Raw genomic sequence first — 26,259 nt, forward strand, 5'->3', positions numbered from 1 at the left:
CCTTCATGCACCCCACTCGCCTCACGCCGCTGGCCCGCAGTCTGCGCAACCTCGTACTGGGCGCCAGCCTGAGCTACAGCGCCCTGCCGGTCATGGCCGCCGAAACCAAGGTTTACCACATCGCCCCGGCGTCGCTGGAAAACGCCCTCAACCAGTTTGGTCGTGAGGCCGGCGTGCTGATTTCCTTCGGCTCACAAATCACCAGCGGCGTGCAAAGCCGTGGCCTCGAAGGCAGCTACAGCGCCGAACAAGGTCTCGATGCGCTGCTCGAAGGCACCGGCCTGCAAGCCCGCGCCGAGGGCAACAATGCCTTCAGCCTGCAACCGGTCGGCGACACTGCGCTGGAGCTGGACACCTCGAAAGTCGTCGGTGACTGGCTCGGTGATGCCGCGCAGGTCAACGTGTTCGAACACCCGGGGGCCCGCGATGTGATCCGCCGCGAAGATTTTGAACGGCAGGGCGCGACTCAGGCGCGCGATGTGCTCAACCGCATCCCCGGGGTCAACGCTCCGGAAAACAACGGTACCGGCAGCCACGACATGGCGCTGAACTTCGGTATTCGCGGCCTCAATCCGCGCCTGGCCGCGCGCTCGACCGTACTGATGGACGGCATTCCCGTACCGTTCGCACCCTACGGCCAACCGCAGTTGTCGTTCGCGCCGATCAGCATGGGCAACATGGATGCCGTGGACGTGGTGCGTGGCGGCGGCGCCGTGCGTTACGGCCCGCAGAACGTCGGCGGCGTGGTCAACTTCGTGACCCGCGCCATTCCCGACGCGCCGACGGTCAAGGGTGGTTTCCAGACGGAAACCAGTCCGTCGTCGAGTCACGATGGCTTCAAGACCAGCGCCAACCTGCTGGCCGGCGGCACCAACGAAAATGGTCTGGGCGGCGCGCTGCTGTACTCCGGCACCCGTGGCGGCGACTGGCGTGAACACAGCGACAGCGAAATCGACGACCTGATCCTCAAGGGCAAATACCAGCTCGACGAGGCCAACAGCTTCAACGCCATGGCCCAGTATTACGAAGGCAAGGCCGATATGCCCGGCGGCCTCAGCGTTGCCGATTACGACGCCGATCCGTATCAGTCGACACGCCTGAAAGATCAGTTCTGGGGCCGTCGCACGATGTTCAACTTTGGCTATCGCTATCAGGAAGATCGCCGCGAATTCACCGCCAACACCTTCTTCACCAAGACGCTTCGCAGCGGCTATCTGGATCAGGGCACATTCCTCTCGCTGTCGCCGCGCGAGTATTGGGTGCGCGGTTTCGAAACCCGTTTCGCCCAAGGCTTCGACCTCGGCCCGACCAGCCACGAAGTCGGCGTCGGCTACCGCTACATCAACGAGGCCGGCCACGAATTGCGCTATCGCACGCCGATCAGCAGCAACCAATACCCGACCACCGACAGCCGCAACGACCGCGACACCCGCGGTGGCACCGAAGCCAATGCATTGTTCGTCGACGATCGCATCGACATCGGTAAGTGGACCATCACTCCGGGCGTGCGCTACGAGATGATCGAATCGCAGCAGACCAACAACCTGACCGACGTCAAATACAAGGGCGACTACAACACCGCGCTGCCGGCATTGAACGTGCTGTACCACCTGACTGACAGCTGGAACCTGTACGCCAACACCGAAGGCTCGTTCGGCAGCGTGCAGTACAGTCAGATGCCCAACCGCGTGAGCAGCGGCGAGGTGAAACCGGAGAAGGCGCGCACCTGGGAACTCGGCACCCGTTATGACAACGGCGCACTGCGCGCGGAGATCGGCGCGTTCCTGATCAACTTCGACAACCAGTACGAAAGCAACCAGACCAACGACTCGGTGATCGCCCGTGGCGAGACCCGTCATCAAGGCATCGAGACCAGCGTCAACTACGCACTGGATGACTTGAGCCCGGCACTGGCGGGTTTCGATGTGTACGCCACTTATGCCTATGTCGACGCGACCATCCGCGAAGACGGACCGAACAAGGGCAATCGCGTGCCGTTCTCCTCGAAACACAAAGGCACGATTGGCGTCGGTTACACCGAGGGGCCGTGGAAACTCAACGTCGACAGCAGCTTCCAGAGCAACCAGTTCGCCGACAACGCCAACACCTCGAAAGAAAGCGCCGACGGCAGCACCGGCAAGATCCCCGGCTACATGCTGTTCAGCAGCCGCGCCGGTTACGACTTCGGCCCGCAGTTGTCGGATCTGAACGTGGCGGTGGGGGTGAAGAACATCTTCAACACCCAGTACTTCACCCGCTCGTTCGATGACAACAACAAGGGCAAGTACGTGGGTGAACCGCGTACGGTGTATGTACAAACGTCTGTGGCTTTCTAAAAAAACTGTGGCGAGGGAGCTTGCTCCCGCTCGGCTGCGAAGCAGACGTAAATCCTGCTAATGCGGTCTGGCTGTTGAACGCCTTTGCAGGTTTTGGGGCCGCTTCGCAGCCCAGCGGGAGCAAGCTCCCTCACCACACTGTTCAGCAGCACAAACAAAAACGGGCCTGCTTGCGCAGGCCCGTTCTCATGGGGTGGCTTGAAAAATCAGCGCATCAACTGTTGATCGCTGCCTGTTCGTTCTCCAGAAACTCTTCTTCCAGCAGTGCGTCATTCGCCTTGCTGAATGGCACGATGGCGGCGCGGGGCTTGCCCCGCAGTTTGCCAAACAGGTGCTCCAGCGCGTGTTCCAGTTTTTCGGCTGCACCATCGATCGCCTGTTCCAGCGAATCGGCTTTATGGGTGACGGAAATCGGTTGATGGCCTTTTGGCCGCGCTTCCAGTTGGCAACGCATGTCATGAGGACCTGGTTTGTCGCCGTTCTCGTCGCTCAGGTGGACTTCGACACGGGTCAGGTCTTCTTCATAACGGTCGAGCGTGCTCTCAATAGTTGTACGTACCCACTCCTCCAGTCGTTTACTGCTTTGAATATGGTTATCGCTGTTGACTTGGATTTGCATAGTTCATCCCTTATTTCAGCTAGCTCGCGAGAGGCCTCGAATTGAATTTCCTGACCTCTTGGTTACAACAATCGGCCCGACCGGCGAACATTTCAACCCCTGAAAAAAGATAAATATTCATTCGCAAAAAAAGCCGGACAACCGGGCAAGTCACTGGTAAGGTCGGGAGTTGGGTTGCCTCGCTACCCCGCAAGATTTGGTCACAATTGCCCGTCATTCAACGGGTGCAAGCTGCGAAAAATCCCCGCCTCCTCCACCAGCCAGTCATGCACCGCGCGCACGCCCGGATGGCTCAACGCCCCCGGTGCATACAGCAACACGTAGCGTTTGTGGTTGGGCACCGACAGGCCGAACGGCACAATCAGCGTCCCGCGCTCCAGCTCATCGTTGAGCAGCGTGCGCCGGGCAATCGCCACACCCATACCCGCGATCGCCGCTTCGATGGTCAGGTGATTGCGATTGAACGTGTGCCCACGCCGTACGTCGGCACCCTCGAACCCAATCGCATTCAGATAGAACTCCCATTCCGCATATTCATAACTGCCGCGCCACGCGGTGATGTCGTGCAACAACGGAAAATGCACCAGATCCACCGGCCCATGCAGCGGCGGACGTCCACGCAACAGGCTCGGCGCGCACACCGGGAAAATCTGTTCGTCGAGCAAGGCTGTGGATAACAGCCCCGGATAGCTGCCGTCATTCAGGTCAATCGCCAGATCAAAGTCGCCCTCATGCAACGGCACGCTGCTGTCCTCGGCCACCAGGCGCAATTGGATGTCCGGATAGCGCTGTTGCAGACGCGGCAAACGCGGGGTCAGCCATTTGCTGAGGAACGATGGAATCGAGCGCACCCGCAGAATCCCGCTGATCATCCCGGCATCCAGACGACGCAATTCAGCATCGATGCTGCCGTAGGCCTCGTTGACCGTGATGGCCAGTCGCTGGCCTTCCGCACTCAACTCGACACCCCGCGCTCGTCGGTGGAACAGGCGAAAACCCAGTCGCTCTTCCAATTGGCGAATCTGCTGGCTGACCGCTCCCGGAGTGATGTGCAGCTCTTCCGCGCAACGGGTGAAGGACAGGTGCCGCGCGGCACAGGAAAACACCTGCAGCCAGACGTAGGTCTGGGCATGCAATTGACGACTCATCGTTTAGTCCTGCTAAAGGCTTTCTTAGGAAGTTTCGTTGGTCACGTAGGACCGAGGTAGGCAGTATCGCCGACATTGCGCTTGTCCTACAAAAAATGGCAGCGATTCCTACTCCATTGCTTGTAAGGGTTTAGCATGGCTATCAGTGTTTTCGATCTATTCAAAGTCGGCATCGGCCCGTCCAGCTCCCACACGGTCGGCCCGATGCGCGCCGCCGCAACCTTCGCCCAGGCGTTGATCGACCAACGGTTGCTCAACGATGTGCGTCGCGTGGAAATCCGCTTGTACGGTTCGCTGTCGGCCACCGGTGTCGGCCACGCCACCGACCGCGCCACGGTCATGGGCCTGATGGGCGAATGGCCGGACAGCATTGATCCGGCGACCATAGACCCACGCATCCAGCAACTGCGCGAAACTGGTCTGCTGTCTCTGGCCGGTCACAGAGAAATTTCCTTCAACTGGCAGCGCGATCTCCTGCTGCTGGACGAAAGCCTGCCCTACCACCCCAACGCCATGTCGCTGACAGCCTTCGGCGAAAGCGCCGAGCTGTTCACGCAGACGTACTACTCGATTGGCGGCGGTTTCATCATCGAAGCCGCGGAAGCCGAGTCCGGTGTGGCACCGGCCGGCGACGTGGTGCTGCCGTACGATTTTTCCAGCGCTGCCGAACTGCTGAGCCTGTGCAAGCAGCACAACTTGCGCGTGTCGGAACTGATGATGGCCAACGAACGCGCCTGGCGCAGCGACGCTGAAATCCGTAACGGCCTGCTGCACATCTGGTCGGTGATGCGCGAGTGCGTTGAACAGGGCCTGCGCCACGAAGGCATCCTGCCCGGTGGGCTGAACGTGCCGCGCCGCGCCGCGAAATTGCACCGCAGCCTGCTGGAAATCGGCAAGCCGAATGTCATCAGTTCGACGCTGTCGGCGATGGAGTGGGTCAACCTGTTCGCCCTTGCCGTCAACGAAGAGAACGCCGCCGGCGGACGCATGGTCACCGCGCCGACCAATGGCGCGGCCGGGATCATTCCGGCGGTGCTGCACTACTACATGAAATTCAATCCGGACGCGTCTGACGATGACGTCGTCGCGTTCTTCATGGGCGCCGCCGCCGTCGGCATTCTGTGTAAGAAAAATGCCTCGATCTCCGGCGCCGAAGTCGGCTGTCAGGGCGAGGTCGGTTCGGCCTGCGCCATGGCCGCGGCAGGCCTCGCTGAAGTGCTCGGCGCGACCCCGGAGCAACTGGAAAACGCCGCTGAAATCGGCCTGGAACACAACCTCGGCCTGACCTGCGACCCGGTCGGCGGCCTGGTGCAGGTGCCGTGCATCGAGCGCAACGCCATCGCCGCCGTGAAGGCGATCAACGCCACGCAAATGGCCCTGCGCGGCGACGGCAAACACTTCATTTCTCTCGACCGGGTGATCCGCACCATGCGCGATACCGGCGCCGACATGCACGACAAATACAAAGAGACTTCACGGGGCGGCCTGGCCGTGAGCTGGGTGGAATGCTGACGCGCATTCACTGAGCGCCCCGGCAGGCCGACACCCGCGGCCTGCCAACCGTGAGCCCGAGCAAAAATAATAACGAGGCAAAAACGATGACCGATGTACGTACACCTGCTGCCGAAAATCCCGCTGTAGATCGCACACGCAACACCGAAATTGCCCACAAGGGCTGGAGCAAATCCGACACCACCTGGATGCTCGGTCTGTACGGCACCGCCATCGGTGCCGGCACCTTGTTCCTGCCGATCAATGCCGGTGTCGGCGGTTTCTGGCCGTTGCTGATTCTGGCGCTGCTGGCGTTCCCGATGACCTTCTTCGCCCACCGCGGCCTGACCCGCTTCGTGCTGTCCGGGCGTTCGGGCGACATCACCGAAGTCGTCGAAGAACACTTCGGCATCGGTGCCGGCAAGCTGATCACCCTGCTGTACTTCTTCGCGATCTTCCCGATTCTGCTGGTGTACAGCGTCGCGCTGACCAACACCCTGAGCAGTTTTCTCGAACACCAATTGCACATCGCCCCGCCACCCCGGGCGATCCTGTCGCTGGCGCTAATCCTCGGCCTGATGGCGATCGTCCGTTGCGGGCAGAACGTGATCGTCAAAGCCATGAGCGTGCTGGTCTATCCGTTCGTCGCCGCGCTGCTGTTGCTCGGCCTCAGCCTGATCCCGAACTGGAACGGTGCGTTCTTCGCCAGTGCCAAGGAGGCGATGCCGCTGTCGACGTTCCTCAAGACGATGTGGCTGGCGATCCCGGTGATGGTGTTCTCGTTCAACCACTCGCCAATCATCTCTGCGTTCGCGGTTGACCAGAAGCAACGCTACGGCGCCGAGGCCGAACGCAAAAGCAGCGGCATCCTCGCCATGGCCCACGGGATGATGGTGGTGACGGTGATGTTCTTCTGCTTCAGCTGCGTGCTGGCGCTGTCGCCGGCGGATCTGGCGGCCGCGAAGGCGCAGAACATTTCGATCCTGTCGTACCTGGCCAACCACTTCCAGACCCCGGTCATTGCCTACGCCGCGCCGCTGATCGCGCTGGTGGCGATCACCAAATCCTTCCTCGGCCACTACATCGGCGCCAGCGAAGGCTTTCAGGGCATGATCGTCAAGAGCCTGCGCGGCCGTGGCAAGGTGATGTCGGCGAGCTGGCTGAACCGTGCGACCGCGCTGTTCATGATCCTCAGTTGCTGGGCCGTTGCGACCTTCAACCCGAGCATTCTGGGCATGATCGAAACCCTCGGCGGACCGGTGATTGCCTGCCTGTTGTTCCTGATGCCGATGTACGCCATCCGCCGCGTGCCAGCCTTGCGCCAGTATTCGGGTCAGGCGTCCAACGTGTTCGTGGTGCTGATCGGCCTGATTGCACTGTCGGCGATCATCTATTCGGTTCTGCCCTGAAACGGGCCACAAATGACAAAGGCGAGCCGTGTGCTCGCCTTTTTTGTGCCGTATCCATTGTCCAACAATTTTCCCGGCACAGCCCTTGCTATGACCTGTGCAGGAGCTGTGTAGGAGCTGTCGAGTGCAACGAGGCTGCGATCTTTTGATCTTCATGACCGAAGTCAAAACAGCGCAGATCAAAAGATCGCAGCCTTCGGCAGCTCCTACACAGAAGCAATTGGCGAAATGGCCACGGAATGGCCGATGGTCCGGTATGGCGAACCAACCCGATCACGGCCGGTCAACAACTGCACGTTCAATCAGGCGGTGACGCATCATGGACAACCCTTTTCAGATCATTACCGATGCCTTCGCGCCGGACTATCAGATCAACCTGAGCATTCAGGGACTGGACGGCAGCATCATGCTGACCCTGTCCAACAACGGCCGGATCGTCGCCAAACGGATGATCAGCGCCGAACAGCGCAACGATCCTGTAAGGCTCAAACGGCTGGTGCAAAGCATTCAGTTCGGCATCGCCATCGAACAGGGCCACAGCGCCATGGCGATCCTTGAAGCGATGACCAGCGGCGACGGGCTGCCCCCGCCACCGCAACAGAGCACCGGCCAGCCTCGGCCGTCGCTGGGACTTTAAAGCTCGCCCTTCTCGATCTCGGGGTGCTCACCGGAACCGGCGCCGAGCTTGCGTTGCGGTTTCTCGATCTTCACCGACGGAAATTGCGACGAAGCGTAACGCACCACCAGGATCGAGAACGCCAGCAGCAGAATGCCGCCGCACAGGTAGATGATGCCCATGTCCGGCGGGTTGTGGTGCGAGACGTTGGAGATCAGCAGGCGGGTCAGCGCAGTGATCGCAACGTAGATCAGGAAGCGCACCGGCATGTGGTTGGTCTTGAAATAAATCCCGACCATCGCCCCCAATTCCAGATAGATGAACAGCAACAGAATGTCATCGATCTTGATGTGGCCTTCTTCGAGCATGCCGAGAAATTCCATCACCGCCGCCCACGCGGTCACCGCACCAATGGCAAACAGCGCCAGGTAGTGGAAGGTCTCGACGAACAGGTTGCCCAGGGACTCGGCCAGTTGATGCACGTTTTGCCGCAGTTTCTCGGCCCAGTTTATTTTCACGATGATGTTCCTTAGCCCGACTCGGGCGGATGATGCGTGTTGGACGTGACGGTTTTCTGCACGTCTTGAGTTACATGCAGAAAAGAGGCCACGCCATCATGGCGAGCCAGCACCAAACCCGCGCCGTGGCGTTTGGTCGCAGACCCGAGCAATTGTGGCAGCGAGCCTGCTCGCGAATGGCTGCACTGCGATCCCACTGACAAATCCCGAATCCGGTCTACATTGAAAAGCCACTACCCAAAGCGCAGGGATTCGCTTATCCTTTCGCTGTATATAAATACAGTAGTCGCTAAGACAACTAAATGTGAAGGCATGTGAGGTGGTGAATGGCCGTCGAAGTGGTATACCGCAGCAGCCGAGATCTGGAGCGCTTGTTCATGGATAAAGCCGAAGCTGACCGTCATGACAAAATGCTCGAACTGGCCGAGATGCTGTCCGAAGTGTTGCAAAAAGCCGTTCCGTCGCTGAACGAGCAGCAGGTTGAAGAAGTCGGGATCTACATGGCGAAGAACCGCGATGTATTTGCCAAGGCCTTCAAGAGCCAGCCTGATGCGCTGTCGGAGCTGATCAATGCACCGGCAGAAGTCGTCGAAAAAGCCGAAGTGGCCGAGCCGGAAGAGGCTCCAGTGAAGCCGGTTAAAGCGGCGAAAGCTGCCAAGTAACAACGTTTGAATCGAAAAGATCGCAGCCTGCGCCAGCTCCTGCATTGGAATACGTTTCCTGTAGGGGCTGGCGCAGGCTGCGATCTTTTGCTTTTCAGCGATACAAGACTTTCTCTGCCAACTCATCCGCTACCCGCGCCGGCGAACGCTTCTCGGCCTGCGCATGGGCGAATACTTCGGTCAGCCGCGAACTGATCTTCGACAGGTGCGCAGTAATCGTCCCCAACTCTTCGCCGCGATGCTTGAGCGAGACATAAATCAACCCGCCCGCGTTGATCACGTAATCCGGTGCATAGAGAATCCCGCGCCGCTCCAGTTGATCGGCCACGTCCAGATGCGTCAGTTGATTGTTGGCCGAGCCAGCCACCGCCGAGCAGCGAAGTTGCGTCACCGTATGGCTGTTGAGCACGCCACCGAGCCCGCACGGCGCAAGGATGTCGCAGGGTGTGCTGAGCAACGCGTCGTTGGCGATCGGATGCGCATTGAGTTGCTCCATCGCCAGTTGCACCTTGCCGTGATCAATGTCGCTGACCAGCAATTCGGCCCCTGCCGCATGCAGCTGCTCGGCCAGTGCATAACCGACGTTGCCCAGACCTTGAATCGCCACGCGCAAACCTTCGAGGTTGTCGCTGCCCAGCCGCGCCATGGCGGTAGCGCGAATTCCGGTGAACACGCCCATCGCCGCATGCGGTGCCGGATCGCCGGCCGAGGTGGTGCTGGTGACATGCTGCGTCTGCTGGGCGATGCAATCCATGTCCGCCACTGAGGTGCCGCTGTCGATGGCGGTGATGTAGCGACCGTCGAGCTGATCGATGCAACGGCCAAACGCTTCGAACAGCGCGGCACGGTTTTCCACATGCGCCGGGCGCACGATCACCGCCACTCCGCCGCCCTGATCGAGCCCGGCCAGTGCCGCCTTGTAGCTCATGCCCTGCGCCAAGCGAATGGCGTCCTCGACCGCGGATTCGTCGGTGGGATAGGCAAGATAACGGCATCCGCCCAGGGCAGGGCCGAGGCGACTGTTATGAATGGCAATGACCGCCTTCAACCCGGTGATCGGGTCAACGCTGAGGTGCAGCGATTCCAGGCGAGTGCTTTGCATGAGAGCGAACATCGGCAGGCTCCCGAATCACTTCTGGTAGACGCCAGTATAGGCTTGCGCCCAAAAATTGCTGAAGCGCACCGGAATAAGCGCCAGCGGCAACGGTGACTTTGCGGCATAACCTGACCGGTACTGGACGAATGGCGCGGACGGGGCTAAAACGAGGCATTCCCCGGAGATTGCAATGAGCCCGCGCCAACGTTTTTTCGAGTGTCTGCACCGTTCACCGCCCGCGCTGTTCGACGCGGCGCTGTGGATGGCTGCCGAGCACGAAAAAGGCCTCGATGTCGAAGCGCTGCAGCAAGACTTCAAGGAGTTGCAGCAGCGCGTCAGCTACGGCTTGCCGATGCTGCCGGTCAGCGAACTGGCGCAGCCATTGCTGCGGCGGATGAATGATCTGGGATTCGCCCAGGATGATTTTCTGCCGCTACGCCCGCAGGTCGCGTTGTTGCACAAAGTGTTGCAGACCCGTCGCGGCCAGCCACTGACCCTGTCCTTGATTGCCTTGGAACTGGCGCGCGGTCTGGAAATCCCGCTGGTCGGGGTGAACTTCCCCGGGCATTTCCTGCTGCGGGTGCCCGGTGCCGATCACCTGCTCGACCCGTGTGGTGGCCGGCGTCTGTATCCCAACGATTGTCGCGAGTTGTTGCAGCGTCAGTACGGCGCGCACCTCAAACTCAAAGCCGATCATCTCGCCACCGCCACCCCGCAGCAGATGCTCCAGCGCCTGTCACGCAATCTGCGTCAGTTGCATCTGGCCCATGAGGATTACATCGCCGCATTGATCGACGCTGAACGCGTACTGGAACTGGGCACCGCCAGCGCTGCCGATTATCTGGCCCGCGCCAGCCTGTACCAACGCCTCGACTGCCCGAACGCCGAGCGCTTCGATCTGGAGCATGCGCTGCTGCTCAGTGACGATCCGGTCCAGCGCCTGCGCCTGACTGAACGGCTTGGGCACCTGCCCCCCAACTCCGTCGTGCACTAAACGCTTTTTGTAGAAGTGAGCCTGCTCGCGAAGCAGGCGCCGCCGATTTTTCTGTCAGACCGCGGTATCCTTCTTCGCGAGCAAGCCCGCTCCCACAGGGTTTGGGGTGATCCATTTCATTTGCATCACACAGATCGCTTGTGGGAGCGTGGCGTGCCCGCGATACAGGCGCCGCCGTTTTTTCTGTCAGGCCGCGTTATCGTTCTTCGCGAGCAAGCCCGCTCCCACAGGGGGTTGTGTGGGGTCCGAGGGTGAGCGCACCTGGATGATCAGCAGTGCCGCGATGACCGCCGGAATCGCGCAGAAGAAGAAAATCTGCGCCACCGGGATGTGCATCGCCAGCAGCATGCTGCCGAACAGCGGCCCGAGGATCGAACCGAAGCGCCCTACTCCCAACGCCCAGCCAGTGCCTGTGGCCCGCACATGGGCCGGGTAGAAGTTACTGGCGAAGGCGTTCAGCGTCAGTTGACCGCCGATGATGCAGAACCCGGCGGCAAACACGCAGGCCACCAGATAGCGTGGATTGTCGTGGTTCAAACCCAGCAGAATCGTGCACAGCGCCGCCCCGGCCAACACCGCGCAAAGCAGGCGCACCTTGCGTTGCAAACGGTCGGCGAACCAGGCCATGCACACCGCGCCCAAGGTGCCGGCGAACAGGAACATCGAGGTCACCAGGTTGGCTTCATTGAGTTTCAGACCGCTTTCCAGCAACAGCGTCGGCAGCCAGCTGATCATGAAATACAGCAGAATCAGGCTGACAAAAAACGTCGCCCAGATCAGCAGGGTCGGGCGCGCATAACCGTTGCGGAACAACTCGACCACCGTCAGTTTGCTGCCCTGCTCGCGCGCGTTCTGTTCGACCGAAGCGGCGGGCGGTTGCCAGTCCGGCAGCATCCGCGCGGTGACTTTACGCAGCCGCGCATAGGGCGCAGGGTCGCGCAGCAGACGCGGCAGCGATTCGGGCAGCATCCACCACAGGAACGGGAACAGCAGCAGCGGCGTGACGCCACCGGCGAGGAACACCGCTTGCCAGCCAAAGCGGTCGATGAAGCCAGCGGCGACAAAACCACCCGCCGCACCGCCAAACGAAAACCCACAAGCGGCCAGTGTCACCATCAATGTGCGCAGACGCGGCGGTGAGTATTCCGACATCAAGGCCATGGCGCTGGGCATCGCCCCGCCCATGCCGATGCCGCAGATGAAGCGCGCGATCATCAGGGTATTCAGCGAATCGGCGAACACCATCAGCACCGTGAGGCTGGCGTAGATCAACACGCAGGCGAGCAGGATTCGCCGCACACCGAAGCGGTCGGCCAGCGGCGTCACCGCAAGAGAACCAAGGGTCAGGCCCAACAGGTTGGCACTGAAAACAGGCCCGAACGCGGCTTTTTCCAGGCCCCAGTCCTGGGCCAGGGCCGGCACCACGTAACCGAGCACCTGGGCATCGTAACCGTCGGTGACCAGCAGCAAGGCGAGCAGGATCAAGAGCAACCACTGATAGCGGGACACAGGACGGGCGTCGAGTGCCGCGCGGAAGCTGGCAATCTGGTTGTGCATCGCAAGGTACCTGTTTTGTTTTTATGATTTTTTAGGTGCAACACGGACTACAGGTGGGAGCGGGCTTGCTCGCGAAAGCGGTGTGTCAGTCAACATCCCCGTAGCTGACACTCCGCTTTCGCGAGCAAGCCCGCTCCCACAGGGTCTTACGGTGTATCCGGCTGGTTGGCCGGATGCGCCTTGATGAACGCCGGATGTTCAGCCGCCAACGCCGCCACCCGCCGAATCCGCGGATAAGCCTCAAGACTCACACCGAACCGCTCCGCCGCATACAACTGCGGGATCAGATAAACATCCGCCACACACGGCCACTCGCCGAAACAGAAACCGCTGTCACCGATCAATTGCTCGACGGTCGCCAGCCCCTGACTGATCCAGTGCGCGATCCATTCCACCACCTGCGGCTCTTCGTGGCCCAACTGGCGCAGGCGATTGAGCACGCTGACGTTATGCAGCGGATGCACATCGCAGCCGATCACCGCCGCCACACCGCGCACATGGGCACGCGCAGCAAGGTCTTCGGGCAGCAGTGGCAACTGTGGATAACGCTCTTCCAGGTACTCGATGATCGCCGGCGACTGAATCAGCAACTCGCCGTCATCGGTGCGCAAGGCCGGCACCCGGCCCTGCGGATTGATCGCCAGATACGCCGCCTGCCGATGCTCGCCCCCGGACGGCGCGATCAGGTTGACCGGCAACGCGGTGTAGTCGAGCCCTTTCAGCGCCAGAGCAATGCGCACCCGGTATGACGAGGTCGAGCGGTAATAGGTGTAGAGATCCATGATCCGCTCCTGTCAGCGCGCCGCCAGCACTTTGCCGCGGCATTCACCGAAGCCGATCGAGGCGAAACCGTCACGGGCGCAGCGCGCACGCAGAATGATTTCGTCGCCGTCCTCAAGGAATTTGCGCACTTCGCCGGAGGCCAGTTCGATCGGCTTTTTACCGCCTTCGGTGATTTCCAGCAGGCTGCCGAACTGACCGCTTTGCGGGCCGGACAAAGTCCCCGAACCGAACAGGTCACCGGCCTGCAACTGGCAGCCGTTGACGCTGTGGTGCGCGACCATTTGCGCGACGGTCCAGTACATGTAGCGGGTGTTGCTCAGAGTCAGGCGATGGGCCGGCAGATTCTGTTCGCGCATGGCTTCGGTGAGCAGCAGCACTTCCAGTTCAATATCGAATGCGCCAGCGTCCTGATCGCGTTTGTCGAACAGGTATGGCAGCGGCTGTGGATCACCTTCCGGGCGCGCAGGTTGTGGGGTGCGGAATGGCTCCAGCGCTTCGGCCGTCACCACCCACGGCGACACACTGGTGATGAAGCTCTTGGAGAGGAACGGGCCGAGCGGCTGGTATTCCCAAGCCTGGATATCGCGGGCCGACCAGTCGTTGAGCAGACAGAAACCGGCGATGTGTTCGGCGGCGTCACCGATGGCAATCGGCTCGCCCATCTCGTTGCCCTGACCGATCCAGATGCCCAGTTCCAATTCATAGTCCAGACGTGCGCAAGGGCCGAAGGTCGGCTCGCTCGCACCGGCCGGCAGGGTCTGGCCTTTCGGACGACGCACGTCGGTGCCGGAGGCGCGCACCGTGGAGGCGCGGCCGTGATAACCGATCGGTACGTATTTGTAGTTTGGCAGCAGCGGGTTGTCCGGACGGAACAGTTTGCCGACGTTCTGCGCGTGCTCGATGCCCACGTAGAAGTCGGTGTAATCGCTGATGCGCGCCGGCAGGTGCAACTGGCAATCGGCAGCCAGTGGCAGCAGTTTTGCGCCTTGGGCTTCGATGGCGCCGCGATGGCTGCTGCCCTCGCTGAACAATTCCAGCAAACGGCTGCGCAAGGCTACGCGGGCTTCGCGACCGAGGTCGAAGAAGGCGTTCAGCAGACCGCCGTGCATGGCTTCGACCGCGCTGCGTGCAGCGCCGTCGAACAACCCGGCTTCGAGCGCCACTTGCAGATCGAAAATGTGCTCGCCGATCGCCACGCCTGCGCGCGGCGCCGCGCCATTGAGGCTGAACACACCCAGCGGCAGGTTCTGCAACGGAAAATCCGCGTGGCCGTTGGCCGAAGCAACCCAACTGCGGGTGATGGAAGTCTGAGTCATGGGTTATCTCCGGGTCGGGTCGAACGTGGCGGGCAGCGTGGCCCAGCAGGCGTCGTAAGTGGATTGCAGTTGCGGGCAGTCGAGGGCGAAGCGGCTTGGGCGCAGCACCTGACTGGTCTCGAACATGAAGGCCATGGTGTTGTCGATCTTCGCAGGCTTGAGGTCGGCGTTGATCGCTTTGGTGCAGGTTTCGCCATCCGGGCCGTGGGCACTCATGCAACTGTGCAGGGACGCACCGCCGGGCACGAAACCTTCAGCCTTGGCGTCGTACTCGCCCTGAATCAGGCCCATGAATTCGTTCATCAGGTTGCGGTGGAACCACGGTGGACGGAAGGTGTTCTCGGCGACCATCCAGCGTGGCGGGAAGATCACGAAGTCGAGGTTGGCCAGACCGTGCACGCTGGTCGGCGAAGTCAGCACGGTGAAGATCGACGGATCCGGGTGATCGAAGCTCACGGTGCCGATGGTATTGAAACGGCGCAGGTCGTATTTGTACGGCACGTTGTTGCCGTGCCAGGCCACCACGTTCAACGGCGAATGATCGAGCTCGGTGCCCCACAACTGGCCGAGGAATTTCTGCACCAGCGTGGTCGGCTGCTGCAGGTTTTCGTAGGCGGCGACCGGGGCGAGGAAGTCCCGCGGATTGGCCAGACCGTTGCTGCCGATCGGCCCCAGATCCGGCAGGCGCAGCGGCGCGCCGTGGTTCTCGGCGACGTACCCGCGCGCTTGCGGATCAAGCAGTTCAACGCGGAATTTCAGGCCACGCGGCAGCACGGCGATTTCCAGCGGCGCGACTTCGAGCACACCGAGTTCGGTGGCAATCCGCAGCCGCCCGAGTTGCGGCACCAGCAGCAGTTCGCCGTCGGCGTTGTAGAACACCCGCTCCATCGAACGGTTGGCGGTGTAGTGATAGATGCTGATGCCGGCAGGTTTTTCCGCCGCCGAATTGGCGACCATGCCGACCAGACCGTCGATGAAATCGGTCGGCTCAGCGGGGATCTGCAGCGGGTTCCAGCGCAGACGATTGGGGGTCACTTCACCCAACGGGCCGCCGGCCAGTTGCCGCTCCAGTTTGACGAACGCCGGGTGATTGGCCGACGGCTGAATGCGATACATCCAGGTGCGCCGGGCTTCACTGCGGGTCATGGTGAATGCGGTGCCGGAGAGCAATTCGGTGTAGAGGCCGTAGGGGGCTTTTTGCGGGGAGTTCTGGCCGATGGGCAAGGCGCCGGGCAACGCTTCACTGCTGAATTCGTTGCCGAAACCGGACTGGTACGCCAGCTCCGACGCGTTTGAATCGAGGTTCATGGAGCCTCCTGAACAGGGAGTCGGCAGTGGCCCATCGCTCTGGCTCAGAGGTTTGCGCACGCCGGGGTTGTTATTATCGTAATTCGATTACGCATAACGTAATTTGCTCGCTATCCAGCGTCAAGCTATAAAGACGCCCATTCGTTTTGGAACCCGGCCGCACCATGGAAAAAACCAGCGACAGTAACGGCAAACAGAAAGTCCGCTCCGCCGAGGTCGGCACCGACATTCTCAAGGCTTTGGCCGAGTTGTCGCCGTCCACCTCGCTGTCGCGTCTGGCCGAACATGTGCAGATGCCGGCCAGCAAGGTGCACCGCTATCTCCAGGCCCTGATCGCCAGCGGCTTCGCCGAGCAAAACGCCGCCACCAACCATTACGGCCTCGGCCGTGAAGCGTTGCGCGTGGGCCTTGCAGCCCTGAACAGTATGGACGTACTCAAAGTCGCCGCCTTGCCCTTGTCCGAGTTGCGCGACGAACTGAACGAAACCTGTTTTCTCGCGGTGTGGGGTAATCAGGGCGCGACCGTGGTGCACATCGAGCCGGCGGTGCGCGCGGTGACGGTGGTGACGCAATTGGGTTCGGTATTACCGCTGCTCAGTTCGTCCACCGGGCTGGTGTTCAGCGCCTACCTGCCACATCGCGAAACCGATGAATTGCGCGAGCAGGAAACCGCCGTCGCCAATCATCCGCTGGCCGATGAAAAAACCTATTCGGACCTGTGCGAACAGATCCGCGCGCGCAGCCTGCATCATGTGCATGGCTTGCTGATGCCCGGTGTGGATGCGCTGTCGGCGCCGGTGTTCAACGCGGTCGGGCAGATCGCCGCCGTGCTCACCATCGTCGGCCCGACTTCGCTGTTCCACGCCGATGAAAACGGCCCGGCTGCCCAGCGTTTGCTGGCGGCAGCGCGAGCCGTCAGTTGGCGAATGGGCTATCAGGCCGACGACCTCCATCCCTGAAGCGCCGCCGGCCATGTCTCGCAATCAGGCGAGGGTGGTTTTGCTGGTGGTGCTCTGCGGGTCATCAAGGATCTCTTGAATCACCTCCAGCAAGCGTTTGGGCAATCGAGTCTGACCGGACGCTTCGGCCACCAGCTTCTCGATCACGTAAGCATCGCCTATCAGCCCGATGACATTCTTCTGCACTTGGGTCACCGACGCCTTGGTGAACCCGGCCTTGCCCAGGGATGCCAACTCGATCAGCGCGTCCTTGAAATGCCCGAGGGCGCGCGCCCGCTCGCCCAACCCATAAGCCTCGAACCCTTGCACCATCGCTTTGGTGAACAGCACGGCCGTGAGGGCGATGCCGACGGGCGCGAACACAATACTGATGGCTCCCGCCGCCGCGACCACTGCGTCGAACAGCAGACCGCCGATGATTTCCTTGAGGCTTCGGGTCTTTTCATCCACATCGGCAATCACCTTGTGCAGAACGCTTTCGTAACACTCGTTGAAGTCGGTGATGTGAATCCTGCCATTGAGCGTTGGGGCCTGCGTGGCTCTGGACGATTCTTCAAGCTCACGCAGATAGCTCCCCACCTGCAGCTGATGCTTCACGTAGAGCCGCTGATGCAGGTAGTCGCCCAGGCCTAGTGTCTTGACCGCACTGACAAACTCGCTGAACGGTCGCAACTCGCGGCCATCCGGAGCATCGGGGGTAAACAGGTATTCGATGACCTGCCCCTGCAGACGCAGCCTGAACACATAGACCCCCACGACCGGCCGCAACAACAGATGCAACTGATGCAGAACACTGTGCCCGACGTTGCCGAAGGCGTCGGCCTGCCGGGTGATCTGTCGCGGATCATTTTCGACGTACAGGTTGACTACCCCGAGCAAGGCCTCAACGTGCGCCTGCGGCAGTTGCCCATTGAACTGTCCCTGCATGATCGCCACCCGCATCCGCCGCTGGAGGATGGCCAGTGCAATGCCTCGCTTGAGCAGCCCCTCGGAATTGGCTGGATTGAGGTCAACGGCGCGTAGCTGACCGATGTATTGTTCCCCCGGACGCAAGGTTCTCGACCAACTTGCGATGTCACGGATGTCCAGCCCAGTGAACGGCGGGTGCCCGTCCAGCAGCACGAAACGCGGGTATAGCGGCTGCCCCGTTTGATCGGCATAAAACGCGACCTCACCCACGATCAACTCATGCAAGGTCATCCTCTGTCGCTCGTCGATCTGCACCTCGATCAGGTCCGGGTCGATGGCAACCTGCTGGCCCCGTTGCAACAAGACTTCTTCTACCCGCGCCTTGATCAGATCACGGCAAAATTTTTCATAGGATGCAAAACCGCACTGGCGTATCTGGATGGTCTGCAGCGCCTTGAGTTCGCAGTTGATCCGGGTGAAGCCCTGACGCAACGTTTCATCCGCAGTGCGGTAGCCGTATGGCGTCTGACCTTCTTCCTGCGATACCCGCCAGGCGCGCTCGTTGAAAACCAGAGGATCGAGCACTGCGGCACCGCCAGAGTGCGCGGGCGCGAGCGTCAGGCCGATCCAGGCATCGCCGCGCTGAGAAGCCTGCTTGAGGTAACCAGTGATTTGCTGGCGATCCAGGGCATGGGACTGCCAGGTCAGATAGTCACGTCCACGCTCGGTGGCCGCCCAGGCCGCTACTTCAAGATTGAGGATTCGGAAGGTGTGTTTCTCATACCAGTCCCGACCGTCGGGCGACCCTGGGGCATACAGCAGCCAGCTATCCTCGCCCGCGCCGCGACTGCCGACGGCCACCAGATCCTTGAGCGCGCGGACGTCCGCACGCAGCTGCAAAGGGGCAATCGTCAGCGCCGCGTCCCCGGCGACGGCTCTTTGAATCCGCTGCAAGTTGGCGTCACTCAAATGTCCCTGACACTTCGCGGCAAAAGCACTCAGCAGCAATTGATCACGGATGAGGCTGTTCAAGGCTGCCAGCACGCCCTGGCGTTCGTACGCCTTGCGCAAGCGGACACCGTATTCGGCGCGAACACTGCTGGTGACGATTTTTTCCAGCCATGGCTGGTTCAGACCCGCGGGCAGTCCGTCCCCGGAAAAGCTGATTCGCCCGCGCATGCCCGGCTCATGCAGGCCTTGCAGCAACAGATCCGTCAACGAGCGCCTGTCCTCCTGAATCACCGTGCGCCCCGCCGCCTGGAATACATAACGGCTGTGAGTGACGATCAAATCGGGATCCAGTGAGTTGCCGAAGTCCTGCTCCAACTCCCGACTCATCAGTGAACGGGCGAAAGCGCGCAAACTTGCGGCGTCCTCCAATTGCCGATCCAGCTCGACCTGGCTATCGACCCACTGCTGTTCCAGCTCGCAGTACTTAAGTTTCTCTTTCGCCCCCACACGGCTCAGCCATGTCGGCGCAGTGCTGTCTTGAGTGGGAATATGTGTGTTCATGACGTTCATTGAAATGCCCTTATGAGAAGTCGATCAGCCAATTCCAAAAATTGGCAACCCAATCTAAATAAGGACAAACCAACTCCCAACCTCACAACCAATACCAAAATCCAGAGAACATGACCGCATATGACACAGCGTTAATGTCGAAACATAAATGTGATTTAACCCACACCGCACTCGACTGACGTCTAGTGCCTCTGCCCGGTATTCGTTATTCAGCCATCCCATTGAATAGATGCGCCAGGATCGACAACTTCACATCGTGCAAAAGAAACAGCATCGCTGCGGCAATATATTGATCAAAATAAGCGTCGGCCCCTCAGTGGTGCCACGACATGAACTGCACGCGGCTGCCCTCTGGCGAAGGGGCAATGCCCTCATTGAGCCCTTGGACTGTTGCATGCCCCGTAACAGTGCATGTCCGGAATCGCTATTTTTCCTTCGGGTCGAACCCCTTATTCTGAGCGGGCTTTCACGGCAGGCGCCGTGAAGCAGGAAGCCTTGGTTGCTGAGCCCCTCGCGCCATCGCTGACCGTTTTCAGATCAATCGAATCTTCGAATTGATCGCCCCGGTGTTCACTGACGTTGATTTGTAGCTCCTTGATCCAACGTCTTACCTTGGCCGCTGCGTTTGCAGCGGCCTTTTTTATGCCTGACAAAAAGCAAGCGTACCCTCCTGAAAGAAAGCTCCGAAAAACCCATCGAACACTTCTTATTGCGTAGAAGCACGCGACCCAGCGATTAAAGAAAATTCCGAAAGCGCACTCAATCAAACAAGCTTTAATTCATGGAGTGTTCAGACTTTGAATTCAGGCCTTGTCGTAACTTGAACGACTCAAGCATCGCCTGGCGACAAGGATCGTATTGCCGACCGTCAAGGCACGGCATGCTGCCAATGGAAAGCCCGGATTCAAACTTTAAAAATAAAAAAACGAGCAAACACTTTGTGCCTGCTCGTTATTTTTCCTGTTAAAGCGAATACTTCTGCAAATTCCCCATCATCTCCTTCAACGCTTCAATATTGTCCTTCGGATGCGCCGCGCCCTCGAAATCGCAGATCTGTTGCCAGTGCGCCGCGACATCTTCCGGGGAGAAGCCGCTGCGGGGATCGAACCCGGCGCCGAGGCTGCGTTCCCAGCGCACCTTGCCCATCCAGCCGCCACCGACTTCAAACAGGCCGGAGGTCTCCTGGCACTGCTCGCTGGCCAGGTACACCACCAGCGGGCTGACCAGTTCCGGTTTGAGCTGTTCGAACACTTGCGGCGGGATCAGGCCTTCGGTCATGCGCGTGCCACCGGTGGGGGCGATGGCGTTGACCAGGATGTTGTTCTTGCGTCCTTCGATGGCCAGGGTACGGGTCAGTCCGTAGAGGCCAAGTTTGGCCATGCCATAGTTGGACTGGCCGAAGTTGCCGTAGATGCCCGAAGTCGAAGCCGTGAAGATCACCCGACCGTAGCTTTGCTCGCGCAGGTGCGGCCAGGCGGCGCGGGTGACTTTGTAGGCGCCTTCGACATGGACGCGATAGACCAGATCCCAGTCGGCGTCGTCCATCTTGTGAAAGGTCTTGTCGCGCAGGATCCCAGCGTTGTTCACCACCACGTCGACACGGCCAAAGACATCGAGGGCGTTTTGCACCAGTTTGTCGCCGTCAGTGACCGAATCGTGGTTGGCCTCGGCGATGCCGCCGGCTTCGCGAATTTCCGCCACCACACGGTCGGCGGCGGAGGCGTTGGCACCTTCACCCTGGGTCGAGCCGCCGAGGTCGTTGACCAGCACTCTGGCGCCGTGCCGGGCGAACAGCAAAGCGTGCGCACGACCGAGGCCACCACCGGCCCCAGTGACGATCACGACTTTATCTTCGAAACGTACGGACTCATTCATCGCAGGAACTCCAGCTGGCCTGAGGGACAATAATCCCGAGTGTCAGGCACGGGGCGTTCGGTCACAACGAACAGGGCTGGGGCTGAATGGTGGGCGATAAGGCTGGGGGATGATGAACAGCAAAATCAAAAGATCGCAGCCTGCGGCAGCTCCTACAGAAGATCGGTGCAGGAGCTGGCGCAGGCTGCGATCTCTTGATCTTTCAGGAACACGCGACCTTGCGCGGCGGCAACTCCAGGCGCTCACGAAACGCCAGATAATGTTTGAGCACCTGCACCGGCGCTTCGATCTGCGGATAGTGGCCGATGCCCGGCAATAGTACGGTGTCGGCATCGGTAATCAGCTTGCGGTAACGCTCGACCATGTGCGCACCGGAGATCGGATCGACTTCGCCATCGATCACTCGCAACGGCACCTCACCACGTTGCATCGCCGACACCCAGCGGTCACGTTGCACCCGACGCTCCGGGATATAGCCGATCAATTTGTGCAGGATGCGCGGGCCGCGATGGGTCTCGATCAGACTCCAGAAATCATCCAGTTCGCTTTCGCTGGGCCGGGTCTGCGGGCCGAAAATCTGCCGAAAACTTTTCACCAATGCATCACGGGTAAACGCACGCCCGATCATCCAGCCCAGCGGACTGAGCAGCAGCTTTTGCATCAACACCGGTCTATGGGTTTCCGGGAACAGGCCGCCATTGAGAAAGACACAACTGGCGACCTCGATACGATTTTCGTAATGCCGGGCGAGCAGTTCCTGGGCAACGCTGTCGCCATAATCGTGGGCCAGCAGGTGCACCGGTTGCTCGACCTGAAGATGCGCCAACAGCGCCTGTTGCAGATCGGCCTGTTCCAGCAGGCTGTAGCTGTGATTCAGCGGTTTGGCCGAATCACCGAAACCGAGCATGTCGCAGGCGATCACTCGGTAACGCTGGGCCAGCGGCTGCCACAGGTAGTGCCAGTCCCAACTGGCCGTCGGGAAACCGTGGATCAGCAGCAGCGGCTCACCCTGCCCCGCCGTCCAGTAACGGATCGACTGGCCGCGAAAGACAAACGTCCGGCTGCGTTTGCGCCAGACACACAGAGGAATCTCGGCAAGAGGCATTAGAGTTTATATCCGGGGTCTTGTTTATCGAGTTTGCGCAGCAGTGCCGGCCAAGCCAGCGCGCCGCCCATGCCTTGAGCACTTTTGGTCACGCCGGCGATCATCGCCTTGGCGCCCGCGAGGATTTGCGGTTCGATGGCGATCAGTTCAGCACCGCCGGTTTGCGCCATGACCTGAATGTCGCAGGCGCGCTGGAAGGTGAACATCATCAGAAAGGTGTCGGCGATGGTGCCGCCACAGGTCAACAGACCATGGTTGTGCAGCATCAGGAAATTGTTATCGCCCAGGTCGGCCTGCAAGCGCGCCTTCTCTTCATGATTCAGCGCCACGCCTTCGTAGGCGTGATAGGCCAGGCTCGACAGCACGAACAGCGACTGCTGGCTGATCGGCAACACACCCTGTCTTTGCGCGGAAACGGCTACACCGGACGCGGTGTGCGTATGCAGCACACAAACCACATCGTGCCGTACCTCGTGCACGGCGCTGTGGATGGTGTAACCGGCGGGATTGATTTCGTAGGGACTGTCCATGAGCTTGTTGCCGGCCTGATCGACTTTGACCAGGCTCGACGCGGTGATCTCATGGAACATCAACCCGAACGGGTTGATCAGGAAGTCTTCGGTGCCCGGGACCTTGGCGGAAATGTGGGTGAAGATCAGGTCATCCCAGCCATGCAGCGCCACCAGTCGATAGCAGGCGGCCAGATCGACCCGGGTCTGCCATTCCGCGGCACTGACCTGGTCTTTGACATTAAGGGACGATTGGACGGGGGCTACGCTCACTGTATGCACCTCTGCGTTCTTATTGTTTTGCACGTCTCAGCAGTCTAGTCAGCTCCCACAATTCACGTAGTTGCATTGCCAGCCAGCTTGATGACTGAGCGGGTCAGCAATGCAAACAGCTTGGATCCATGTCAAAGCAACGACGCCAACAAAGGCGCGGCGAACAGATTGAGCAGCCCGGTCAGCACCATCACCAACCCCGCCACCGAGCCTTCCTCACCGCCCACTTCATGCGCCCGACTGACCCCGGCGCCATGCGCGCCAACCCCAAACAACGCACCACGCGCCAGCGCACTGCGCAGCGGCAACCACTTGAGCAATACACCGCCGAGCATCGCGCCGAACACGCCAGTGAACATCACGAACACCGCGGTGAGCTCGGGCACACCGCCCAGATCCTGCGCCAGCGGCATGGCGAATGGCGTGGTGATCGAGCGCGGCACCAGCGACATCGTGACTGAGGTGTCCAGCGCCAGCGCCATGGCCAGTCCGAACGAGGTGGCGATCGACGCCGCGCTGCCGGCGAGCATACCCAGCAACAGCGCTGACCAGTGCCGTACCAACAAGCGCCGCTGTTGCCAGATCGGCACGGCGAAGGCGACCGTCACCGGCCCGAGCACCAGCATCAACCAATGGGTGTTGCTCGAATATTCGGCATACGCGGTGTGCAGCGGCACGGCGAGCGCCAGCAGCAGTGCCGGCACCAGAATCAGCGGCGACAGCAGATAGCGCCCGGTGCGCCGATAAATCCAGCGACTGAACAGGTACGCCAGCAGAGTGAAGGCGAGCCAGAACATCGGCATCCATTCAAGCTTCATGGGACCGCCTCAGACGCACAGCCAGCTCTACGGTGAACGCGGTCACCAGCATCACCATCAGGGTACTGGCGCCGATCACCAGCAGAATCCGCCAGCCGTCATTGCGTAACAGCGCGCCGTAGTCGAGCAGGCTCATCAGCGCTGGAATAAAGAACAGCAGCATCTCGGCCATCAGCAATCCGGCCCCCAGTTGCAGCGCCGCCGGTTTGACCCAGCCGAACGCGAACGCCAGCAGCAACAAGGCCATGCCGATGACGCCGCCGGGAATCGGCCAGGCCAGCCACGCGGCGATCTGGCAGCCGAGCAGGTAGAGACCGAGCAACACGGCCAGCTCGGCGAATAGACGGGAAAGATACTTGAGGGATGCGGCGTTCATGATGGGCTCCTGACAGGGGCTTATTTTACGAAGCGGCCTGTCATCCCAGAAGCGAATTGTTAGACTCAGCACTATTCCAAAACGGAATCGGATCATGGAATTCAAACAGCTGCGCAGTTTTGTCGAAGTCATGCATCAGGGCGGCTTCACCCAAGCGGCGAAAACCCTGCACATCAGCCAGTCGGCAGTGAGCAAGCAAGTCGCGCAACTGGAGCAGAGCCTCGGCACGCCGTTGCTCGAACGGCTCGGCTCGCAACTGCGCCTGACCGCCGCGGGCAGCGTGGTGCTGCAGCGGGCCGAAGGCATGTTGCGTTTGCGCAATGAGTTGCTGAGTGAGCTGGATGATCTGAGCCAACTGGCGCGCGGCGAATTGCGCCTCGGTCTGCCGCTGCTGGGCAGCGATGCGTTATTCGCCGGACTGTTCGCCGAGTATCGGCGGCGCTATCCGAACATCAGCATTCAATTGCTTGAAGGCGGCAGTCGCAACGTCGAGCAGGCGGTACTCAGCGGCGAACTGGAGTTGGGCGGCAGCCTGTTGCCGAAAGATCCGCAGTTCGACTTTCAGCCGTTCTGCGACGAGAAACTCGATGCGTTGCTGCCGGTGGATCATCCGTTGGCGGCTCGCGGCGAGATTGCTCTTGAGGAGTTGGCCGACACGCCGTTCCTGCTGTACCAGCGCAGTTTCGTGCTCAATGACCGGTTATTGCAGGCCTGCCAGCAAATGGGTTTCACCCCTAAAGAGGGTGGGCGCAGCGGCCAGGCGGACTTTCTCGTGGCACTGGTCGCCGCCGGGCAAGGCGTGGTGCTGCTGCCCAGCGTGGTCGCCCGGGCACTGGAGCGTCCGGGCGTGGTGCGCCTGACGTTGCGCGCGCCGGATTATCTGCGCTGGGACATCGCGTTCATCTGGCGTCAGGGCGCCTATCTGTCGAAAGCCGCGCAGGCCTGGCTGGCCTTGCTGCGCGAGCGCGCGATCAGCCCTTGAGCGTGGCGATCAGTTGCGCCAGCCATGGCTCGGCGTCGGCTTCCGGGGTCACGCTTTCGCTGGCGTCCAGACGCAGCATGTCCTGCACTTCGCGCACGCCCAGCTCGGCGAACAACTCGCGCATCAGTTCGCCGCCGCCGCAGAACGTATCGCCGTAACTGGCATCGCCCAAACCGATCACCGCGCCGGGCAAACCTCGCCAGGCCATCGGCAACTGATCGCGAATGCTCGAATACAACGGCTGAAGGTTATCCGGCAACTCGCCCATGCCGGTAGTCGAGGTCACGGCAAGCAGCGCTTCAGGGCCGAAAGACAGCAGATCCGCCAGGCTGGCACGTGGGTTATAGAAGGTTTCAAAACCGGCGGCTTTCAACAGGTTCTGGGCATGGCGAGCGACTTCTTCGGCAGTGCCGTAGACCGAACCGGAGAGAATGGCGACTTTCATCAAACGGATCCTGAAACGAAAAAAAAGAGCCGCGATAGTACCAGCCCGAAGGATGAAGTTGCGATTGGCTCTCAACGGATACTGATGGCCTATAGACAGCGCCGGTTGATCTTCTAGAATGCGAGCCATCGACAATGCTGAAAGGATTCACAGATGATCAATGCCAGTCTGCTGCAAATGGTGATCAACGCGTCGAACGATGGAATTGTGGTGGCAGAGAAAGAAGGCGAGCAGGACAACATCCTGATCTATGTAAACCCGGCCTTCGAACGCCTGAGCGGCTACACCAGCGAAGAAATCCTCTATCAGGACTGCCGTTTTCTGCAGGCCGGAGACCGCGATCAGGCGAGCCTGGCGCGGATTCGCGAGGTGCTGCGCAACGGTGGATCGTGTCGGGAAACACTGCGCAACTACCGCAAGGACGGCACGCCGTTCTGGAATGAACTGTCACTGTCGACGGTGAAAAACGCGGATGACGGGATGACTTACTTCGTCGGCGTACAGAAGGATGTGACCGTTCAGGTCAAGGCCCAGCAACGTGTGACACAGCTGGAAGCCGAGGTCGCCGCACTGCAGGCGGAGCTGGCAGCGTTGAAAGCGACGAACGGCGCAAACAAAACTGCGAACTAAGTGT

At 60.6% G+C, this 26,259-nt stretch carries 23 protein-coding genes and 1 pseudogene; 9 read left to right on the top strand and 15 right to left on the bottom strand.

Features of this window, described 5'->3' with window-relative positions; translation table 11 throughout:
- The first annotated feature begins 5 nt into the window (after positions 1–5).
- Positions 6–2,336, top strand: a complete 2,331-nt coding sequence (fecA, locus tag JFU48_RS02485) for a TonB-dependent Fe(3+) dicitrate receptor FecA (RefSeq protein ID WP_201135769.1) — start codon at positions 6–8, stop codon at positions 2,334–2,336.
- A 214-nt stretch (positions 2,337–2,550) separates the two neighbouring features.
- On the opposite strand, the gene JFU48_RS02490 is transcribed toward fecA, so the two are convergent.
- Together JFU48_RS02490 and JFU48_RS02495 are read right to left on the bottom strand one after the other, a co-directional pair.
- Entirely contained in the window at positions 2,551–2,955 is a 405-nt protein-coding gene (locus JFU48_RS02490; RefSeq protein WP_003221782.1) for an HPF/RaiA family ribosome-associated protein, read from the bottom strand.
- 200 nt (positions 2,956–3,155) lie between these two features.
- Positions 3,156–4,103: a LysR substrate-binding domain-containing protein gene (locus JFU48_RS02495; RefSeq protein ID WP_103369604.1), complete on the bottom strand. Its 948-nt coding sequence runs from the start codon at positions 4,101–4,103 to the stop codon at positions 3,156–3,158.
- A gap of 135 nt (positions 4,104–4,238) precedes the next feature.
- Here JFU48_RS02495 and JFU48_RS02500 point away from each other — a divergent pair, with 135 nt between their 5' ends.
- The 3 genes from JFU48_RS02500 (at position 4,239) to JFU48_RS02510 (ending at position 7,640) form a co-directional block, all read left to right on the top strand.
- Positions 4,239–5,615 (top strand): L-serine ammonia-lyase, encoded by a 1,377-nt coding sequence (locus tag JFU48_RS02500; protein ID WP_201135770.1) that lies wholly within the window; start codon positions 4,239–4,241, stop codon positions 5,613–5,615.
- An 86-nt stretch (positions 5,616–5,701) separates the two neighbouring features.
- Positions 5,702–7,003 (top strand): HAAAP family serine/threonine permease, encoded by a 1,302-nt coding sequence (locus tag JFU48_RS02505; protein WP_003221779.1) that lies wholly within the window; start codon positions 5,702–5,704, stop codon positions 7,001–7,003.
- Between the two features lie 319 nt (positions 7,004–7,322).
- Positions 7,323–7,640: a DUF3509 domain-containing protein gene (locus tag JFU48_RS02510; RefSeq protein ID WP_003221777.1), complete on the top strand. Its 318-nt coding sequence runs from the start codon at positions 7,323–7,325 to the stop codon at positions 7,638–7,640.
- Here the strand turns inward: JFU48_RS02510 and JFU48_RS02515 are convergent.
- Complete coding sequence (locus JFU48_RS02515; protein ID WP_003221775.1) at positions 7,637–8,137, bottom strand: phosphate-starvation-inducible protein PsiE; 501 nt, start codon at positions 8,135–8,137, stop codon at positions 7,637–7,639. The two genes, JFU48_RS02510 and JFU48_RS02515, sit on opposite strands and share 4 nt — an antisense overlap.
- Positions 8,138–8,463: 326 nt before the next feature.
- Between JFU48_RS02515 and JFU48_RS02520 the strand changes: the two are divergent.
- Positions 8,464–8,718, top strand: a pseudogene (locus JFU48_RS02520) (YebG family protein); the annotation flags it as partial.
- A 175-nt stretch (positions 8,719–8,893) separates the two neighbouring features.
- On the opposite strand, the gene JFU48_RS02525 reads toward JFU48_RS02520, so the two are convergent.
- Positions 8,894–9,913, bottom strand: a complete 1,020-nt coding sequence (locus JFU48_RS02525) for a Glu/Leu/Phe/Val dehydrogenase family protein (protein ID WP_201135771.1) — start codon at positions 9,911–9,913, stop codon at positions 8,894–8,896.
- A gap of 172 nt (positions 9,914–10,085) precedes the next feature.
- On the opposite strand from JFU48_RS02525, the gene JFU48_RS02530 reads away from it, so the two are divergent.
- Positions 10,086–10,889, top strand: coding sequence for a SirB1 family protein (locus JFU48_RS02530; RefSeq protein WP_103485822.1), 804 nt, complete (start codon positions 10,086–10,088; stop codon positions 10,887–10,889).
- Between the two features lie 186 nt (positions 10,890–11,075).
- Here JFU48_RS02530 and JFU48_RS02535 read toward each other — a convergent pair whose 3' ends face one another.
- The 4 genes from JFU48_RS02535 to hmgA all read right to left on the bottom strand — a co-directional run bounded on the left by JFU48_RS02535 (position 11,076) and on the right by hmgA (position 15,853).
- A complete protein-coding gene (locus JFU48_RS02535; protein WP_201135772.1) occupies positions 11,076–12,446 on the bottom strand; it encodes an MFS transporter in 1,371 nt (456 codons plus the stop codon).
- Between the two features lie 146 nt (positions 12,447–12,592).
- The gene (gene maiA / locus JFU48_RS02540; RefSeq protein WP_201135773.1) at positions 12,593–13,228 is read right to left on the bottom strand and encodes a maleylacetoacetate isomerase; all 636 of its coding nucleotides are present in this window, start codon (positions 13,226–13,228) and stop codon (positions 12,593–12,595) included.
- A gap of 12 nt (positions 13,229–13,240) precedes the next feature.
- The gene (gene fahA, locus JFU48_RS02545; RefSeq protein WP_201135774.1) at positions 13,241–14,545 is read right to left on the bottom strand and encodes a fumarylacetoacetase; all 1,305 of its coding nucleotides are present in this window, start codon (positions 14,543–14,545) and stop codon (positions 13,241–13,243) included.
- A 3-nt stretch (positions 14,546–14,548) separates the two neighbouring features.
- Positions 14,549–15,853, bottom strand: a complete 1,305-nt coding sequence (hmgA, locus tag JFU48_RS02550; protein WP_201135775.1) for a homogentisate 1,2-dioxygenase — start codon at positions 15,851–15,853, stop codon at positions 14,549–14,551.
- Positions 15,854–16,017: 164 nt separating this feature from the next.
- Here hmgA and JFU48_RS02555 point away from each other — a divergent pair, with 164 nt between their 5' ends.
- The gene (locus tag JFU48_RS02555; RefSeq protein ID WP_103521452.1) at positions 16,018–16,812 is read left to right on the top strand and encodes an IclR family transcriptional regulator; all 795 of its coding nucleotides are present in this window, start codon (positions 16,018–16,020) and stop codon (positions 16,810–16,812) included.
- A gap of 24 nt (positions 16,813–16,836) precedes the next feature.
- On the opposite strand, the gene JFU48_RS02560 is transcribed toward JFU48_RS02555, so the two are convergent.
- From JFU48_RS02560 to JFU48_RS02585, 6 genes are all read right to left on the bottom strand, one after another.
- A complete protein-coding gene (locus JFU48_RS02560) occupies positions 16,837–19,242 on the bottom strand; it encodes a dermonecrotic toxin domain-containing protein (RefSeq protein WP_201135776.1) in 2,406 nt (801 codons plus the stop codon).
- Between the two features lie 963 nt (positions 19,243–20,205).
- The gene (locus tag JFU48_RS02565) at positions 20,206–21,117 is read right to left on the bottom strand and encodes an SDR family oxidoreductase (RefSeq protein ID WP_201135777.1); all 912 of its coding nucleotides are present in this window, start codon (positions 21,115–21,117) and stop codon (positions 20,206–20,208) included.
- A 202-nt stretch (positions 21,118–21,319) separates the two neighbouring features.
- The gene (locus JFU48_RS02570; RefSeq protein WP_201135778.1) at positions 21,320–22,222 is read right to left on the bottom strand and encodes an alpha/beta fold hydrolase; all 903 of its coding nucleotides are present in this window, start codon (positions 22,220–22,222) and stop codon (positions 21,320–21,322) included.
- On the bottom strand, positions 22,222–23,004 hold the full coding sequence (locus JFU48_RS02575; protein WP_201135779.1) for a class II aldolase/adducin family protein: 783 nt from the start codon (positions 23,002–23,004) through the stop codon (positions 22,222–22,224). The genes JFU48_RS02570 and JFU48_RS02575 overlap by 1 nt, the downstream gene beginning before the upstream one ends.
- A 131-nt stretch (positions 23,005–23,135) precedes the next feature.
- Positions 23,136–23,822 carry an LrgB family protein gene (locus tag JFU48_RS02580; protein WP_201135780.1) on the bottom strand — a complete coding sequence of 229 codons (687 nt, stop codon included), beginning with the start codon at positions 23,820–23,822 and terminating at the stop codon, positions 23,136–23,138.
- Positions 23,812–24,198, bottom strand: a complete 387-nt coding sequence (locus tag JFU48_RS02585) for a CidA/LrgA family protein (RefSeq protein WP_007968058.1) — start codon at positions 24,196–24,198, stop codon at positions 23,812–23,814. The genes JFU48_RS02580 and JFU48_RS02585 overlap by 11 nt, the downstream gene beginning before the upstream one ends.
- Before the next feature lie 94 nt (positions 24,199–24,292).
- Between JFU48_RS02585 and JFU48_RS02590 the strand changes: the two genes are divergently transcribed.
- Positions 24,293–25,180, top strand: coding sequence for a LysR family transcriptional regulator (locus tag JFU48_RS02590; protein WP_103485810.1), 888 nt, complete (start codon positions 24,293–24,295; stop codon positions 25,178–25,180).
- Here JFU48_RS02590 and JFU48_RS02595 read toward each other — a convergent pair.
- Positions 25,170–25,625: a flavodoxin gene (locus JFU48_RS02595; RefSeq protein ID WP_103521859.1), complete on the bottom strand. Its 456-nt coding sequence runs from the start codon at positions 25,623–25,625 to the stop codon at positions 25,170–25,172. The two genes, JFU48_RS02590 and JFU48_RS02595, sit on opposite strands and share 11 nt — an antisense overlap.
- A gap of 153 nt (positions 25,626–25,778) precedes the next feature.
- On the opposite strand from JFU48_RS02595, the gene JFU48_RS02600 reads away from it, so the two are divergent.
- Positions 25,779–26,255, top strand: a complete 477-nt coding sequence (locus JFU48_RS02600) for a PAS domain-containing protein (RefSeq protein WP_201135781.1) — start codon at positions 25,779–25,781, stop codon at positions 26,253–26,255.
- Positions 26,256–26,259 lie beyond the last annotated feature (4 nt).

The sequence above is a fragment of the Pseudomonas sp. TH49 genome, from assembly GCF_016650625.1.
Lineage (GTDB): Bacteria > Pseudomonadota > Gammaproteobacteria > Pseudomonadales > Pseudomonadaceae > Aquipseudomonas > Aquipseudomonas fluorescens_H.

Bases quoted from the DNA above. Each gene is read 5' to 3' on its own strand.
- maiA (WP_201135773.1), bottom strand. From the start codon at position 13,228: ATGGATCTCTACACCTATTACCGCTCGACCTCGTCATACCGGGTGCGC.
- JFU48_RS02525 (WP_201135771.1), bottom strand. From the start codon at position 9,913: ATGTTCGCTCTCATGCAAAGCACTCGCCTGGAATCGCTGCACCTCAGC.
- JFU48_RS02595 (WP_103521859.1), bottom strand. From the start codon at position 25,625: ATGAAAGTCGCCATTCTCTCCGGTTCGGTCTACGGCACTGCCGAAGAA.
- JFU48_RS02535 (WP_201135772.1), bottom strand. From the start codon at position 12,446: ATGCACAACCAGATTGCCAGCTTCCGCGCGGCACTCGACGCCCGTCCT.
- JFU48_RS02495 (WP_103369604.1), bottom strand. From the start codon at position 4,103: ATGAGTCGTCAATTGCATGCCCAGACCTACGTCTGGCTGCAGGTGTTT.
- JFU48_RS02570 (WP_201135778.1), bottom strand. From the start codon at position 22,222: ATGCCTCTTGCCGAGATTCCTCTGTGTGTCTGGCGCAAACGCAGCCGG.
- fahA (WP_201135774.1), bottom strand. From the start codon at position 14,545: ATGACTCAGACTTCCATCACCCGCAGTTGGGTTGCTTCGGCCAACGGC.
- JFU48_RS02505 (WP_003221779.1), top strand. From the start codon at position 5,702: ATGACCGATGTACGTACACCTGCTGCCGAAAATCCCGCTGTAGATCGC.
- JFU48_RS02580 (WP_201135780.1), bottom strand. From the start codon at position 23,822: ATGAAGCTTGAATGGATGCCGATGTTCTGGCTCGCCTTCACTCTGCTG.
- JFU48_RS02565 (WP_201135777.1), bottom strand. From the start codon at position 21,117: ATGAATGAGTCCGTACGTTTCGAAGATAAAGTCGTGATCGTCACTGGG.
- JFU48_RS02490 (WP_003221782.1), bottom strand. From the start codon at position 2,955: ATGCAAATCCAAGTCAACAGCGATAACCATATTCAAAGCAGTAAACGA.
- JFU48_RS02555 (WP_103521452.1), top strand. From the start codon at position 16,018: ATGGAAAAAACCAGCGACAGTAACGGCAAACAGAAAGTCCGCTCCGCC.
- JFU48_RS02560 (WP_201135776.1), bottom strand. From the start codon at position 19,242: ATGAACGTCATGAACACACATATTCCCACTCAAGACAGCACTGCGCCG.
- hmgA (WP_201135775.1), bottom strand. From the start codon at position 15,853: ATGAACCTCGATTCAAACGCGTCGGAGCTGGCGTACCAGTCCGGTTTC.
- JFU48_RS02590 (WP_103485810.1), top strand. From the start codon at position 24,293: ATGGAATTCAAACAGCTGCGCAGTTTTGTCGAAGTCATGCATCAGGGC.
- JFU48_RS02510 (WP_003221777.1), top strand. From the start codon at position 7,323: ATGGACAACCCTTTTCAGATCATTACCGATGCCTTCGCGCCGGACTAT.
- JFU48_RS02600 (WP_201135781.1), top strand. From the start codon at position 25,779: ATGATCAATGCCAGTCTGCTGCAAATGGTGATCAACGCGTCGAACGAT.
- fecA (WP_201135769.1), top strand. From the start codon at position 6: ATGCACCCCACTCGCCTCACGCCGCTGGCCCGCAGTCTGCGCAACCTC.
- JFU48_RS02585 (WP_007968058.1), bottom strand. From the start codon at position 24,198: ATGAACGCCGCATCCCTCAAGTATCTTTCCCGTCTATTCGCCGAGCTG.
- JFU48_RS02530 (WP_103485822.1), top strand. From the start codon at position 10,086: ATGAGCCCGCGCCAACGTTTTTTCGAGTGTCTGCACCGTTCACCGCCC.
- JFU48_RS02500 (WP_201135770.1), top strand. From the start codon at position 4,239: ATGGCTATCAGTGTTTTCGATCTATTCAAAGTCGGCATCGGCCCGTCC.